This window comes from Sphingopyxis sp. PAMC25046 (genome assembly GCF_004795895.1).
Lineage (GTDB): Bacteria > Pseudomonadota > Alphaproteobacteria > Sphingomonadales > Sphingomonadaceae > Sphingopyxis.
Genome location: NZ_CP039250.1, coordinates 1481454 through 1497005 on the forward strand (window position 1 = coordinate 1481454; position 15552 = coordinate 1497005).

The window sequence follows — 15552 nt, forward strand, 5'->3', positions numbered from 1 at the left end:
GCGGCCTTTCCCTGGGCCTTGGCATTGAGCGACCCACGCCGGCAGGTCTCCTGGCTCGCGGGTCAGGGCTCGATGCACGCCTTCCCAGGTGACCCCAGTGGCTGATCCGCAGAACCGGACCGGTGCATCTCGCTCGCCGCTTACAGTTGCAGGGACAGCCTCGGCTTCGGGGGTTCAGGACGAACCCCTTCACCGCGTTCCCATTTTAAGCCCTTCCGGGCACCGGCGCGATCATGCGCGGGGCAAGCCCCGCACGCGCCGCCCATAGCGCAGCCGCGCTTTTTGGCAATGGCTATTGGCGTTCGACGATCATCGCCGCGCCGACCCCCATCGCACCGGTCAGCACGACCAGCCCGTAGCGGCCCTCGCACGCGTCGAGCGCGTCGAGCAGGGTCGAGGTCAGGATCGCGCCGCTCGCCCCCATCGGATGCCCCTTGGCCAGATGCCCGCCGCTGACGTTGACCCGCGCCGGATCGGCGTCGCGGTCGCGCAGAAATTTGGCGATCGTGACGGCAAAGGCTTCCATGAACTCGATCCGGTCCATGTCGCCCAGCGTCAGCCCGGCGCGCGTCAGCACCTTGTCCATCGCCGCGAACCCCGCTGTCAACGAGGCGGCGGGGTCGCCGCCGCTCTCGGCAAAGGCAATGACGCGCGCGCGCGGCGCGATGCCGAGGCCTTCGCCGCCGACCAGCGCCAGCCCCGCGCCGTCGCAGATCGGCGGCGCGTGCGCGATGCTGTGCAGCGGTTCGAAGGTCGCGCCTTCGAGCGCGCCCGCATATTGCGCCTGCAATTCGCCAAAGGCGGCAGGTGCGGCGGCGAGCGATTCCGCGCTCGTTTGTGGCCGGATACATTCCTCGCCCGTCAGCGCCCCGGTCGCGATCCGCGAGGCTTGCAGCGCGGCGTCATTTTCGGCCGCAGCCGCTTTTTGCTGCGAGGCAAGCGCGACGGCATCGAGGTCGGCGCGCGCGATCCCCTCGGCATGCGCCAGCCGGTCGGCGCCGAGCACCGGCGGCACGAAGCGCGCGCGCGGCGGCAATTCGTCGTTGGCATAGAAACCCGCGCGGTCGCTCAAAAACGGGCTGGCGCTCATCGATTCGACGCCGCCCGCAAGGATATGCGTTACTTCGCCAGTGCCTACCTTCGCCACCGCCTGTCCGATCGCCGACAGCCCCGACGCGCAATAATTGTTGATGCTGTGCGCTGCTGTCGCGTCGGGAAGCCTCGCCTGTAGCTTCGCCAGCATCGCGATATGCCCCCCTTGGGCGCCGCTCTGCGTGACGCAGCCGAGCAGCAGCGCGTCAGGCGCCGACGCAATATCGCCGCAACGAGCGGCGAGCGCCGCCGCCTGCTGACGCACGAGTTCCTGTGGGCTCAGCCCGGCAAGCCCGCCATCTGGCCGCGCCTTGCCGCGCGGTGTCCGCACCGCGTCGTAGATATAGACGTCGGCCAAATCAGGTGCCGACGACGAAGCTGACTGCGGTCGTCGCGCTACCGCCGACGTTGAAGGTCGCGAAGTTGCGGGCACCCCCGACCTGATAATCGCCCGCATTGCCAGTGACCTGGCGCCATCCGTCGAGCAACATCCGGACCCCGGTGGCACCTACGGGATGCCCCAGTCCGATCAAGCCGCCCGACGGATTGACCGGCAGTTTTCCGCCAAGCGCAATCGTCCCGTCCTCGACCGCGCGCCAGCTTTCGCCCGGTTTGGTGATCCCGAAATGATCGATCGCCATATATTCGGTGATCGAAAAACAGTCATGCACCTCGACCCCGTCGCAGGCGTAGATGTCGGGCATCTCTGCGCGCCGCAGCGCATCCATCATCGCCTTGCGAACGCTTGGAAAAACAAAGTCTTGTCCGCGACTTTCCTGGACCTTGGCCGAATAGAGCAGCGGCGCGGTCGCATGCCCCCATCCCTTGATCCGCGGAATCGAGTCGATCGAGATCCCCCGACGCTGCGCGTAACGTTCGGCAACTTCCGCCGAGGCGAGAAAGATCGCAGCCGCCCCGTCGGTAACCTGCCCGCAATCGGACTTGCGCAAACTCCCCTCGATCAACGGATTGACCTCGTCATTCTCACCGAGATGATCGTCGGTAATCGCCCAGCCGCGCGTCTGCGAATATGGGTTCTTCTTGGCATTGGCGAAATTGTTCGCCGAAATCCCGCGCAGATGCGCGCGGTCGAGCCCGAAGCGTTCCTCATATTCCTCAGCGACGCGCGCGAACATGTACGGCCACAGGTAACGCGCCTCCTGCGCCTCGCGTCCCGCCCAGGCGGCAGCGCCGAGATATTCGGCGGCGCGCTGCCCGGGAACGTTGCGCATCAGCTCGATGCCGAGCACGAGCGCGAGACCATAGCGTTCGGCCTCGATCTCGGCGGCAGCAGCGAGGATGGCAATGCTGCCCGACGCACAGGCCGCCTCGTGCCGCGACGCCGGAATGCCCGCAAGGTCGGGGTGGACATGGCCGAAGAAGCCGCCGAGCTGGCCTTGACCAGCGAACAGCTCGCCGACGAAATTGCCGACATGCGCGGTCTCGACCTCGTTGGGTTCGATCCCCGTCGCCACGAACGCCGCTTCGGCAACGCCGCGGAACAGCTCGAACAGGCCACCGCCCTCGCGTTCGAGGTTGCGCGAGAAATCGCTCTGCGCGCCGCCGAGGATGAAGACGTCTTTCGCCATGTCAGGCTTCCTTTTCGAGAGTGGCGAGCGCCATTTCGCGCACTTCGCTGCGCATCACTTTGTTGGTGACGTTGCGCGGCAGGGCGTCGAAGCGGAACAGGCGCTCGGGAAGTTTGAACACCGCGAGGTCGTGGCCGCGCAGATAGTCGGCGACCTCGCCGATCCCGACATCGTCCGCGCCGCGTGGGACATAGGCAAGGCCGATGCGCTCTCCCATCATCGGGTCGGGGAGCGAGAAGACGCACGCTTCGGCCAGCAACGGATGGCCGCCGAGCAGCTGGTCGACCTCTTCGGGCGAGATATTCACACCGCCGCGGATGATCAGATCCTTGCAGCGTCCGACGAAGCGGTAGAAATCGCCGCCCTCGGCAATTTCGAACAGGTCGCCGGTGCGGAACCAGCCATCGTCGGTGAAGGCTTCGGCGGTGCGTTCGGGCGCGTTGTGATAGCCCTCGAATACGGTCGGTCCGCGGATCTGCAATTCGCCCGAGACGCCGTCCGCCTCGATCGGATCGCCGCCGCCGGGCGGGACGAGCCGGCTTTCGATGTTGGGCGCGCGGCCCTCGCCATAGGGGCACTGATAGGTGCCACGGCGCGGGAACAGGCTGGCGCGCTTGTCGGGGTCGGGCATTTCGCCCTCGCCGGTGATGAAGCTCATCCCCTCGTTCGACCCGAAGACGTTGACGATGATGATGCCGAGCTTTTCCTGGAAACCGCGCACCATCGCGGGCGCGAGCGGCGCCGATCCCGAGGCGATGACGCGCAGGCTGGAGAGGTCGACGGAGGCGAGTAGTGCCTCATTCTGCAGCAGCATGTTGAGTACCGCGGGCGGCGCGATCGTCAGGCTCGGGCGCTCGGTCGCGATCTGCTTGAGGTAGATGCCAGGATCGAAGGGGTGGTGCAGCACCATCGTCCCCGCGCTCGTCAGCCAGCACATGGTGATGCCGCCGATGCTCGCCATGTTGATCAGCGGGAAGGGGTTGAGCAGTATGTCGCCCGGCCCGACCTTCATCGCCTCATACCCCGCGCCTGCGACCGCGATCCAGTGATTGTGGCTGCGCGGCACGCCTTTGGGCACGCCGGTGGTGCCCGAGGTCCAGCAGATGGTGAAGATGTCGTCGGCATCGACGGGGTTGGCGGCGGCATGCGCGGCGAGGGCGTCGGGGGCACCCTCGGCGGTCGACAGGTCGAGCGCTCCTGAAGGTGGATTGGGACCGAAAGTCATGAGCGCGATGCCGTCGAGCAGTGGCTGCGCGACGCCGACATGGTCGCAGCCCTTCACCAGCGTCGCGCAAACAAACGCCTTGGGCTCGACGACGCCGATCATGCCCTTCAGTTCATGGCTGCGATATTGCACCGCCGCCGGGCTGACGATCGCGCCGATCTTAGCCGCGGCGAAATAGAACGCGACGAACTCGCTGATGTTCGGAAGCTGGACCAGCAGCACATCGTCCTTGCCGATCCCCGCATTGACGAGCGCGCCCGCGAGCCGGTCGATCTCGGCCGCCAGTTGGGCATAATTCAGCCGCTGTGGTTCGCCGAAAGCGAAGTCGCCGCGGTTCGGCGCATCGACCAGCGCGAGCCGCTCCGGATGCGCCGTCGCATTGGTCGCGAACAGGTCGGCAAAGGTCTTGTCGCCCCACCAGCCGCTTTCCCGGTGCTGTCGCCGTTTGTCCTCTCGTGCGGCGATCATCTCAGGCGGCCAGCACGCTGTTTGCGCCCATGCCGATATCGTCGCCGCTCGCCCAGACGGTGTGCGTGCCCGAACAGATGCGTTCGGGCAGGATGATCCGGCAAACCGGCCCCGCGGCGACATTCTTCGCGTCGATCAGCACGCATTCGGACGTGTCGGTTTCGAGGTCGGCGATGAAGGAGACGAGATAGCCGTCGTCCTCGTCCTTCGCATCGATGCGCGGCGCGAACGGCGCTTCGCTGCCGAAGCGGCCGGGGCCGAATTCGTAGGCCTCGCTCGTTCCGGCATTCAGGTCGTGCTTCACGAGCCCGCGGAACAGGAACCAGCCGGGCTCGGGGATCGCGCTGTACGCGTAGCGATAGGGCTTGCCCGCATAGCGATGGTTGAACATGCCGAATTCAAGGTCGCGGTCGTCGAGCCGCTCCTCTTTGGTCTCGCCGGTCTTGAGGTTGAAACGCCAGCGATGCAGCCGCGGCTTGAGCAGGCCCTGATCGAGATACGCCATCATCCGTTCGAGCCCCTCGGGCGCGTTCGGATAGGATTTCGGCATCGGCTCTTCCTGATAATAGCCGTCGAGGATGATCTCGTCGCCTTCCTCCCACGCGTTCAGCCAATGCAGCGTATAGGTGGGTTCGGCTTCGAACCAGCGGATGTCCTCGGGCTGGCCGTGGCGCGGGATGATCGCGAAGCGCGTCTTCTGGTCGGGATGGAACTGCACGACGTGAAGGTTCTTTTCGAGCAATTCCTCGTTCCAATAGAGCGGCATGTCGTTGAGGATCGTGTAATTTTCGGTGAACGCCATATCGTGCGGCAGGCGCGGGCCGGCGAGCGGCACGGGGATATAGTGCTTGAGCTTGTTGTCGGCGCCGACGACGCCGTAATGCATATAAGGTGCGTGTTTTGAGTAATTGAAAAACATCAATTCTCCGGTCGCAAGGTCGACCTTGCAATGCGCCGAAATGCCGTCGAGCGGCACCCAGCTTTCGGTGCCGAACTGTTCGAGCGTGAAGGGATCGAGCCGGTACGCTTCGCCGCACTGATAGAAGGTCGAGATGATCTTCCCCGCGTGGATCGCAACGTCGGTCGAGCTTGAATCCTTGAGCCACTCCTGCGCCCCCCAGCCGTGGCGTGTCGACTTGTGCGGCGGCTCCATCAACCCCGCCCACAGCGAGCGGCCGGCTTCCTTCTCGGCCTCGAACCCCTTGGTGCGCACGAAACGGCTGCGATAGCTGGCGCGGCCATCCTTGAACGAAATCGCATGGATGAAGCCGTCGCCGTCGAACGGGTGATAGCGGCCGATCGGCTCGTGGATCTGGTTTTCGCCGGTGCGCACATAGACGCCGTCGATATCGGTCGGGATATCGCCGATCACCTCGGCATCGCCATTGGCGAAGGTCGCGTTCCACTCATTATAGGTCGGGCGCCACGCGCCCTTCATATAGGGGTGGTCGTTCGGCTGGATCGTGGTGGTGATCGTATCGACGATCTGGGCGGTCATGCGAGGGCTCCTTCGGCAGGTGCAAAGCGCGGCCTTGCGGCGGCGGCATCATATTCTTTCACAAGGCGATCGACGATGGTCGCGACGGGTTCGACCGCGCGCACCGCGCCGACGCCTTGTCCGGCGGACCAGACATTCTTCCACGCCTTCGCGTCGTCCTGCGCATCCGAGAAATTGGGACGCTTGTCCTCGGGCATGTTCGTCGGGTCGTAACCCGCGGCGATCAAGCTCGATTTCAGCCAGTTGGCGGTCACACCAGTGATGCCCTTTGAAGGCACGATGTCCTCGGCGCCCGCCGCGACGACCATATCCTTGTAGGGCTGCACCGCCATGCTCTCCGCGCAGGCGATCAGCGAGGTACCGAGATAGGCGAGATCGGCGCCGAGAATTTCGGCGGCGCGCACCGCATGGCCGGTCGAAATTGCTCCGCCGAGCACGAGCGGCCCGTCCCAGAACTGCCGCACTTCTTCGACGAAGGCGAAGCCCGCGGTCGCGCCGGTGTGCCCGCCTGCGCCGGCAGCGACGAGCACGAGCCCGTCTACCCCGGCCGCCGCGGCCTTGCGCGCGAAGCCCACCGAATTGACGTCGGCAAAAACGAGACCACCATAGCTATGGATTTCCTCGACCACGCGCGCCGGGCTACCGAGCGCGGTGATGACGAGCGGCACCTTGTGGCGCATGACGCAGGTGAGGTCTTCGGGCAAACGGCTGTTCGACGGATGAACGACGAGATTGACCGCCCAGGGCGCGGCATCGGGGTCGTTCGACAGCGCCGCGTCGATCCGGCTGACCCAATTCTCGAGGTCCGCCGACGTCCGCGCATTGGGGGCGGGGAAGCTGCCGATCACGCCCGAACGAGATGCCGCGATGACCATCTCGGGACCCGAGACGAGGAACATCGGCGCGGCGATCGCCGGCAGGCGCAAACCCCGCGTCAGTGCTGGCGGAAGGCCGTGTTTCGGCACTCTTCATCCTCTCTCAAATTATCTGACTTGCATAACGATACTTAAAGACGATAAGAGTCGCAAGGCCAGAAAAACATCGCGGGGAAAACCCGACGATTGTGGGAGGGAGAGAGATTATGAAGACCAGCTTTGCCGTGCTGTTCGCCGCGACCGCGCTTGCAACCCCCGGAATCGCCCTTGCGCAGGACACGGCACCCGGGGACGATCAGGGCGGGCTTGAGGAAATCATCGTCACCGCGCAAAAGCGCGCCGAAGGCCTGTCGGACGTGCCGATCTCGATCTCGGCGGTCAGCGGCAAGCAGGTCGAAAATTACGGCCAGACCAACCTCGAACAGATTTCGTCGTCGGTCCCGAACCTCAAGATCACCCAGACCGCGATCGCCAACCGCATCGCGATCCGCGGTATCGCGTCGGGCGACAACAAGGGTTTCGAACAATCGGTCGCGATGTTCGTCGACGGCGTCTATTACGGCCGCGACCAGCTCTCGCGCCTGCCGCTCGTCGACATGGAGCGCGTCGAGGTGCTGCGCGGGCCGCAGCCGACGCTGTTCGGCAAAAATGCGATCGCGGGCGCGGTCAACATCACGACGCGCAGCCCGACCGACGAGTTCGAAGGCTCGGTCAGCGGCCTCTATGAATTCAACCACAAGGAAGTACAGCTCACCGGCGTGCTCTCGGGACCGCTGAGCGACGGGATCGAGGCGCGCGTCGTCGGCTATCACCGTTCGATGGACGGCTATTTCTATAATCAGGAACTCGACCGCGACGAGCCGAACGTCGACGAATATTATTTCCGCGGCAAGCTCGAATTCGACAAGGGCGGGCCGTTCGCCGCCGAGCTCAAGCTCGAATATGCCGACTTCGAAATGAAGGGCCAGCCGCGCGACGTGTTCGGCGCCGTAGGCAACTACAACACCGTTTTCCAGGGCCCCTTCTTCGTCAGCACCGACCCCGACTTCGTCCGCGAGGACAATGGCTATGAAAGCCGGAACAAGGTATTCGGCGCGACGCTCAACGCCGATCTCGAACTTGGCGACCACACGCTGACCTCGGTTTCGTCGCTGCTCGATTACAAGACACGCGAGATCGTCGACGTCGATTTCTCGGGGATCAGCTTCCTCGACGGGACGAACTTGCGCGAGGATTATCGCCAGTTCAGCCAGGAACTGCGGCTTGCATCGCCGGGCGGTGAGGCGTTCAACTATATCGCGGGGGTCTATTACCAGCATGCGAAACTCGACGTGCAGGACTTCACCCTGTTCAACCCGACCTTCCTCGCGCTGGGCGCCCCCTTCAGCGCACTCGGCGATACCAGAAACGATCGTGATTATGCGCAGAAGTCCGACCTGATTTCGGGCTTTGCCCAGGGCGAGTTGTCGGTCACCGACCGGCTTCGTATCACCGCGGGCGCGCGCTTCAACCATGAGAAGAAGACGGGCAGCCGCAGCCTCGCGATCGTGCAGGGGCCGCTCAGCACCGCCCCCGCGCCGGTCGTCGCGGCGGTGTTCCGCGCTCTCAATATCGAAGCACACAGCATCTCGGGCAAGATCAGCGAAGACAGCTTCAACCCGATGGTCAACGTCCAGTATGACGCGACCGACGATCTGATGCTCTACGCCTCCTATGCCAAGGGCACCAAGGCGGGCGGCTTCGACATCCGATCGAACTCGCTGCCGACCTCTACCACCGTCGCGAAGCCCGGCGCGTTCGAGTTCGAGGATGAAAGCGCCGACAATTTCGAGGCGGGCCTCAAATACAAGGGGCGCAACGTCGCATTCAACCTCTCGGTCTATCGCACCGATTACAAGGATCTTCAGGTCAACATCTTCGACGGCACGCTCAATTTCAACGTCCGCAACGCCGCCGAAGCGCGCACGCAGGGCGTTGAGGCCGATTTCCGCGCCGCGGTAGCGCCGGGGCTGACGGTCAGCGGCGCGGTCGCCTATCTCGATTTCAAGTTCAGCAATTTCACCGACGGCCAGTGCTATTATCTGCAGACGCCCGACGCGAACGGCTTCTGCGACTATTCGGGCAAGCGCAACGCGCTCAGCCCCAAATGGTCGGGCAATCTCAATGTCGATTACACCACGCCGGTGACGAGCGACATGAAGGTTGCGTTCAACGTCAACGCCGACTTCTCCTCTTCCTATATCGCCGCGGCGAACCTCGACCCCCGCACACATCAGGACGGGTATGTGAAGCTCGGCGCGCGGCTCGCGCTGGCTGAGGTCGATGATCGCTGGGAGGTCGCGCTGATCGGCCGCAACCTCACCAACCAGCGCATTCTGCAAACCGCGAGTTCGATGCCGCTCGCGACGACGATCACGCGAAATGCCGGCAACGCTTATAATGGCATCGTTGACCGGCCGCGCACGATCGCAGTGCAATTGACCGGGCGTTTCTGATGCAGCGGGGAGGGCGGTTCGGCGCCACCCTCCCCGTCGCGGGTGCCAGCCTTGTCGGCATCCCATGCTTCGTTTAGGGGGCAGGGAGAAGTAAGGACGGCTTATTTGAAACACGACCGCACCATCAGGGCCTGCTCGATCTGGCGCGCGCTCGATGTCGTCGGCGATGTGCCGGTCCTGCTGATCATGGAACAGACGTTCCTCGGCATCCACAGCTTCGACGAATTCGTCGCGCGCACCGGCCTTGCGCGTTCGGTCGTCAACGGCCGCCTCAAGAAGCTGGTCGACGAGGAATGCCTCGCCAAAATGCCCAAGAAGAATGGGCGCGGCTTTCACTATGTCCTTACCCAGAAGGGCCGCGACCAGTTTCCCAACGGCCTGATGATGCTGCGCTGGCAGCATAAGTGGGAGGCCGACAGTCGCGATTTCCAGGTCCGCCTCCACCACGCCACCTGTGGCCATGCGACCGAACCCGTGCCCGCATGCGCGCATTGCCGGGCCGAAATCGATCCGCGCGACGTCGATTGGCGTGAGGGACCGGGGCTCGCGCAAGTGGTCCCGCATTATGAGCGCCGCCGCTTCAATGGCGAGGTCGGCGCCCGGCGCCCCGGCGGCCGGCCGCTCGTCGATACGATGATCGAGCTGTTCGGCGACCGCTGGGCGACGCTCGTCGTCCGCGCGATGTTCACGCACATCAACCGCTTCGACGATATCCGGCGCGACACCCTGATGGCGACGAACATATTGACTGGCCGTCTCGAACGCCTCGTGCGGCAGGGCATTTTAAAGACCGTGCCCTATTCGAGCCACGCCGACCGTTTCGAATATCGCCTGACCGACAAGGGCCGCGATCTTTATCCGGTGCTGCTCGCGCTGCTGCAGTGGGGCGACAAATGGTTTTCCGACGAGCGGGGTCCACCGGTGTTGCTGACGCATCGCCCGTGCGGTCAAGACCTCCACATGGTCGCGGCGTGCAGCCATTGCGGTGACGAACTTGCGCTGTCGAACAGCCGCTTCACGCTCGAAGAGGCGCGTTGAGTTTCAGGGCAGGATACGGCCCTCGTCGCGGCGGGGCATCGGCGCGACAAAACGCAGTACAAACGCGGAGAGCAGGAGCCAGCTGGCGGAGCCGAGGATCGCCGCGGGCAAGCTGCTGAGGTCGGCGACCAGTCCGAGCGCATACGCGCCGAGCGCCATCGCGCCAAAGGTCACTGCCTGGTAGATCGACAGGCAGCGGCCGAGAATCTCCTCGGGCGAGCGCAATTGCATCGCGACATTCAGCGTCGTCAGCGTGGACACCCATGCGCCGCCGGCGACGAAGGCAGCGACCATCAAGGCGGGGAGATTGACCGCGAGCGCGACAGGCAGCATCGCGGCGGCGAAGATCAGCGACGCCGCAGTGACCACCCGGTCGCTGCCCCAGCGGCGCCGCGCCTGTCCGACCCACAGTGCGGCAAAGATCGATCCCGCGCCAAAGGCAGCAAGGCACAGACCATATATGATTTCGGTCCCGTGCAGCCGGTCGCGGACGAGCGAGGGAAGCAGCGCCTGAAACCCCGCCGCGCCGGCACCGAAGGCGAAACCGCGGATCAGCACGCGGCGCACCGGGTCCGAATGCACACAGAATCTTATGCCCGCGGCGATCGCCGTCAGCATCGGCGTCCTTCGCGGCGGCAGCGTTTCGGGATGCCAGCGCAGCAGCACGACGATCAGCGCGACATAGCTTAGTGCGTTGAGTCCGAAAGCGGCGGCGGTGCCGACGATCGAGATAAGCAAGCCGCCGAGCGCGGGGCCGACGCTGCGCGCAAGGTTGAACGCGATGGTGTTGAGCGCGATCGCCTGCGGCAAATCCCTGGGACCGACCTGCAACCGCACCGAGGCCTGCCATGCCGGGCCGTTGAGCGCGGTGCCGCACCCGACCGCGAGCGTGAAGAACAGCAGGGTGAGCGGCGTGATCGCGTCCATATAGGTCGTCAGCGTCAGCGCCGCCGAGACGATCAGCATCCCGGTCTGCGCCGCGAGCATCACGCGCCGCCGGTCGAAATTGTCGGCGATCGCCCCCGCAAAAATACCGAGCAGCATGACCGGGATCGTCGTGATCGCCGCCACCAGCGCGATCAGCAGATGCGATTCGGTCAGTTCGGTCATCAGCCAAGCCGCCGCGACCGACTGGATCATCGACCCCATGTTCGACGCGAGGTTGGCGATCCAGATCGCGCGGAACGCCGGGTAGCGGAAGGGCGCGAACGCATAGGGTGGTTCGGGGCTCACGCCATCGCGCCTACCGTTCGCAAGCGGTCGTCGCAACCCGGTCAGGAAATGGCGGGGCCGCTCGTATCCTCATATTCGCGGCGCAGTTCGACCAGCCGCCGCTTCATCGCCGCGATCGGACCCTTCATCGCCGGGTCGTCGATCCGGTTGTCCATTTCGTGCGGATCGCTCTTGAGGTCGTAAAATTCCCACGCGTCGAGCCCTTCGCCATAGAAACGCACGAGTTTGTACCGTTCGCCACGCACGCCATAGTGCGCGCGCACCGCGTGGAACCCCGGAAATTCATAATAATGATAATAAACATCCTTGCGCCAGTCGCGCGGCGTGCGGCCAGCCAGTAGCGGCATCATCGACCGGCCCTGGATCGTCGCCGGGCCCTTCACCCCGGCATAGTCGAGGAAGGTCGGCGCATAGTCGATATTCTGGATCGGCGCCGCGATGCGCGTGCCCGGGCGGATATGCCCCGGATACTGGATCAGGAACGGCGTGCGCATCGATTCTTCATAGATGAAGCGCTTGTCGAACCAGCCATGCTCGCCAAGATAAAAGCCCTGGTCGGAGGTGTAGACGACGATCGTGTTCCGATCGAGGCCGCTGTCCTCCAGATAGTCGAGCACCGCGCCGACGCCTTCGTCGACCGCGGCGATCGTGCCCAGATATTGCTGCATGTAGCGCTGATATTTCCACAGTGCGAGGTCGCGGTCCGACGGCGCCGCGGCGTTGAGCCGGTCGTTGTCGGCCTGCATCGCCGCGTCCCACTCGGCTTGCTGCCCGTGCGTCATGCGGTCGAACGCGCCGGGCCAGCGGTTGTAGCGGAGTTGCGCCGATCCCTTCGCGACCGTCATCTTGAGGTCGTGCCCCTCATACATGTCGCGATAGATGTTCATTTCCTGCGTGCCGGCGGCGATGCGGCCGCGATAGTCGTCGAAATAATTGCCCGGCACGGGAAAGGTCACGCCCTGATATTTCCGCACATGGCGCAGCGCGGGCATGAAATTGCGGTGCGGCGCCTTGTGATGGATCAGGATCGCGAAGGGTTTCGATTTGTCGCGCCCGTTCTTCAGCCAGTCGAGGCTGTATTGGGTGATGAGGTCGGTGGCATAGCCTTCGACGACGCTGCGCCCCTTTGGCGTGATGATGTCGGGGTTATAATATTCGCCCTGGTCGTCGAGCACTTTCCAGTCGTCGAAGCCGATGCCTTCGGGCGAATGGTTGATGTGCCATTTGCCGAACATCGCCGTCGCATAGCCTGCTTGGGACAATGCGCGCGGCCAGACCCAGACATGGTTGTCGAACCGCTGGCCGTTCTGGGTAAAGCCATGCGCGTGGCTCTGGCGGCCGGTGAGCAGTGTCGCGCGACTGGGGCCGCATAGCGAATTGCCGACGAAGCTCTGCGTGAAGATCGCGCCATTTTTCGCGATGCGGTCGATGTTGGGTGTCGGCGCAAGCTTCGACAGCTGCGATCCATAGGCCGAGATCGCCTGATAGGCATGATCGTCCGACATGATATAGACGATGTTCGGGCGCGCGGGCGGCTGCGCTCCCGCTACGGCAACGAAGGCGAGCGGGAGTGCGAGCGCGAGAGGCAGGCGAAAGCGCGTCGTCATTCGGTCAGCTCGAAGGCGGCTTCCTGCCCCTCGGCCGACGAAGGTCCGACCCACAGTTTGAACTGGCCGGGCTCGCTGCCCCAGCTCATATCCTGCCGCGTGAAGGCCAGATCGGCGTCGGTCAGGGTGAAGCGGACCGTCCGTTTCTCGCCCTTCTTGAGGCTGATCTTCTCGAACCCCTTCAACTCCTTCACCGGCCGCGTCACCGATCCGACAAGGTCGCGAACGTAAAGCTGCACGACCTCCTCGCCGTCGCGCGTGCCACTGTTGGTCACGGTAACGCTCGCCGTCAGTGTCTCGCCGGAGCGAATCTTTGCCCTGTCCAGCGTCACCGGCGAATAGGTAAAGCTGGTGTAGCTGAGGCCATAGCCGAACGGATAGAGCGGCGTGTTCGGCGTATTGAGGTAGCGCGAGACATATTTCGCATTGGGATCCGCCGGATTGATCGGCCGCCCGGTGTTTTTCATATCGTAATGGATCGGCACCTGCCCGACATTGCGCGGGAAGGTAACCGGCAGCTTGCCCGACGGATTATACCGGCCATAGAGGACGTCGGCGATCGCGTGGCCGCCCATCGTGCCCGGATACCACGCCTCGAGGATCGCATCGACATGGGCATCGGCCCATTCGATGCTGTTGGGCCGCCCGCTCATCAGCACGAGGATGATCGGCTTTCCGGTCTTCTTTAGCTCTTCAAGCAGCGCCTGCTGATTGCCGGGCAGATCGAGCGAGGTGCGGCTCGCCGCTTCGCCGGTCATGTCCCAGCGTTCGCCCATCGCCGCGATGATCACGTCCGATTTCTGCGCCAGCGCGATCGCTTCGGCGAACCCGTCAGTCTTGCCCGCGTCCGCGAACGCATAGCTCGCGCCCTTGGCATAAGCGACGCTCGTTCCCTCCGGTGCGCCGGCCTGCATCCCCCCGAGCAGCGTGACAGGCCGCGTCTTGCGGTCGCCCGCCGCCGACCAGCTGCCGATCATGTCCTCCTTGCTGTTGCCGAGCGGGCCGATCACCGCAATCGACTTCGCCGCCGCGGCGAGGGGCAGGGCATTGTCCTCGTTTTTGAGGAGAACGATCGACTTGCGCGCGACATCGCGCGCGGCTTCGAGGAAGTCGGGGCGATAGACGGTCGCTTTTTCGCGAGCTTCGTCCGAATAGCGGTAAGGATCCTCGAACAGGCCAAGGCGGTATTTCATCTCAAGGATCGCCTTCACCGCCGCATCGACGCGCTTCACGTCGACCTTGCCTTCGGCGACCGACTTGGCGAGGTGATCCATGAACACCGCGCCCTGCAGGTCCATGTCGACACCGGCGTTGATCGCCTGCTCGCCGGCCTGCTCGAGATCTTTTGAATAGCCGTGCGCGACCATTTCGTTGATCGACGTGTAATCGGTTACGATGAAGCCCTTGAAGCCCCATTTCTCGCGCAGGACTTCGGTCAGCAGATAGTGGCTGCCCGATGCCGGGACGCCGTCATATTCGTTGAACGATGTCATGAAGGTCGCGGCGCCCGCGTCGGCTGCGGCCTTGAAGGGCGGCAGATAGACGTCGCGCAGCGTGCGCTCCGAAATATCGACCGTGTGATAATCGCGTCCCGCCTGCGCGGCGCCGTAAGCGGCAAAATGCTTCGCCGTCGCCAGCACGGTATCGACGCGCTTCAGATCGTCGCCCTGAAATCCGCGCACGCGCGCCGCGGCAATCTTGCTGCCGAGGTAGACATCTTCGCCCGCGCCTTCGGACATGCGGCCCCAGCGTGGGTCGCGCGCGACGTCGACCATCGGTGCGAAGGTCCAGTGAATGCCCTCGGCCGACGCTTCGGTCGCCGCGATTCGCGCTGCCTTTTCAATGGCTTTCAAGTCCCAGCTCGCCGATTCGCCGAGCGAGATGGGGAATATGGTGCGGTGGCCATGGATGACGTCATAGCCGAAGAGCAGCGGAATCTTGAGCCGCGTTTCCTCGACCGCCAGCCGCTGCAGGTCGCGTGTATATTTGGCGGTGAAGGCGTTGAAGATCGACCCGATCCGTCCCTTGCGAATATCGTCCTGATATCCTTGGCGCATCGTCGGGCCGGTCGAATCCCAGTCGCTGGTCAGCAGCGACAATTGTCCGATTTTTTCGTCGAGCGTCATTTTCGCGATCAGTTCGGCAATGAAGCGATCCATCTTCGGATCGGGGCGCAGCCATCCCGCCGAATCCTCCGGGGCGGCCTCGCTCTTGCTCGCCGCCGGTTTCGCCATCAGCGGAGCGGGAGTGAGCTGTCCTGTCACCATCAAGGTGGCCAGCGTCAGGCATGTGAGGTTGCGCGTCATCGGTAGCATGATTCGTCCTTCCCGGTCGGGTTTGCTTATACATTGTGACGCGGATTGGCCGAAATCGGCCGAAAACCGGCTGGTCCCCGATTGCATCCATCTGTGTCGCTTCCCCCTATACAGCTA

General features: G+C 64.1%; 10 protein-coding genes and 1 riboswitch. Of the genes, 2 read left to right on the top strand and 8 right to left on the bottom strand.

Features of this window, described 5'->3' with window-relative positions:
- Positions 1-22: 22 nt before the first annotated feature.
- Positions 23-242, bottom strand: a riboswitch (cobalamin riboswitch).
- 50 nt (positions 243-292) lie between these two features.
- The 5 genes from E5675_RS06855 to E5675_RS06875 are packed head-to-tail and all read right to left on the bottom strand — an operon-like array spanning position 293 to position 6837.
- Positions 293-1450, bottom strand: coding sequence for an acetyl-CoA C-acyltransferase (locus E5675_RS06855; RefSeq protein ID WP_136173858.1), 1158 nt, complete (start codon positions 1448-1450; stop codon positions 293-295).
- Position 1451: 1 nt separating this feature from the next.
- Positions 1452-2681 carry an acetyl-CoA acetyltransferase gene (locus tag E5675_RS06860; protein ID WP_136173859.1) on the bottom strand — a complete coding sequence of 410 codons (1230 nt, stop codon included), beginning with the start codon at positions 2679-2681 and terminating at the stop codon, positions 1452-1454.
- Position 2682: 1 nt separating this feature from the next.
- Positions 2683-4374, bottom strand: a complete 1692-nt coding sequence (locus E5675_RS06865; protein WP_136173860.1) for a class I adenylate-forming enzyme family protein — start codon at positions 4372-4374, stop codon at positions 2683-2685.
- Position 4375: 1 nt separating this feature from the next.
- Positions 4376-5872 (bottom strand): carotenoid oxygenase family protein, encoded by a 1497-nt coding sequence (locus E5675_RS06870; RefSeq protein ID WP_136173861.1) that lies wholly within the window; start codon positions 5870-5872, stop codon positions 4376-4378.
- Positions 5869-6837 (bottom strand): nitronate monooxygenase, encoded by a 969-nt coding sequence (locus tag E5675_RS06875; protein ID WP_136173862.1) that lies wholly within the window; start codon positions 6835-6837, stop codon positions 5869-5871. The genes E5675_RS06870 and E5675_RS06875 overlap by 4 nt, the downstream gene beginning before the upstream one ends.
- Before the next feature lie 116 nt (positions 6838-6953).
- Here E5675_RS06875 and E5675_RS06880 point away from each other — a divergent pair, with 116 nt between their 5' ends.
- A complete protein-coding gene (locus tag E5675_RS06880; protein ID WP_247594812.1) occupies positions 6954-9242 on the top strand; it encodes a TonB-dependent receptor in 2289 nt (762 codons plus the stop codon).
- A 105-nt stretch (positions 9243-9347) separates the two neighbouring features.
- Complete coding sequence (locus E5675_RS06885) at positions 9348-10280, top strand: winged helix-turn-helix transcriptional regulator (RefSeq protein WP_136173864.1); 933 nt, start codon at positions 9348-9350, stop codon at positions 10278-10280.
- A gap of 3 nt (positions 10281-10283) precedes the next feature.
- On the opposite strand, the gene E5675_RS06890 is transcribed toward E5675_RS06885, so the two are convergent.
- The 3 genes from E5675_RS06890 to bglX are packed head-to-tail and all read right to left on the bottom strand — an operon-like array spanning position 10284 to position 15435.
- Complete coding sequence (locus tag E5675_RS06890; protein ID WP_136173865.1) at positions 10284-11513, bottom strand: MFS transporter; 1230 nt, start codon at positions 11511-11513, stop codon at positions 10284-10286.
- 41 nt (positions 11514-11554) lie between these two features.
- Positions 11555-13120 carry a sulfatase gene (locus E5675_RS06895; protein WP_247594813.1) on the bottom strand — a complete coding sequence of 522 codons (1566 nt, stop codon included), beginning with the start codon at positions 13118-13120 and terminating at the stop codon, positions 11555-11557.
- On the bottom strand, positions 13117-15435 hold the full coding sequence (gene bglX, locus E5675_RS06900) for a beta-glucosidase BglX (RefSeq protein ID WP_136173866.1): 2319 nt from the start codon (positions 15433-15435) through the stop codon (positions 13117-13119). Before bglX ends, E5675_RS06895 begins: the two co-directional genes overlap by 4 nt.
- Positions 15436-15552: the final 117 nt, after the last annotated feature.

Bases quoted from the DNA above. Each gene is read 5' to 3' on its own strand.
- bglX (WP_136173866.1), bottom strand. From the start codon at position 15,435: ATGCTACCGATGACGCGCAACCTCACATGCCTGACGCTGGCCACCTTG.
- E5675_RS06860 (WP_136173859.1), bottom strand. From the start codon at position 2,681: ATGGCGAAAGACGTCTTCATCCTCGGCGGCGCGCAGAGCGATTTCTCG.
- E5675_RS06870 (WP_136173861.1), bottom strand. From the start codon at position 5,872: ATGACCGCCCAGATCGTCGATACGATCACCACCACGATCCAGCCGAAC.
- E5675_RS06895 (WP_247594813.1), bottom strand. From the start codon at position 13,120: ATGACGACGCGCTTTCGCCTGCCTCTCGCGCTCGCACTCCCGCTCGCC.
- E5675_RS06865 (WP_136173860.1), bottom strand. From the start codon at position 4,374: ATGATCGCCGCACGAGAGGACAAACGGCGACAGCACCGGGAAAGCGGC.
- E5675_RS06880 (WP_247594812.1), top strand. From the start codon at position 6,954: ATGAAGACCAGCTTTGCCGTGCTGTTCGCCGCGACCGCGCTTGCAACC.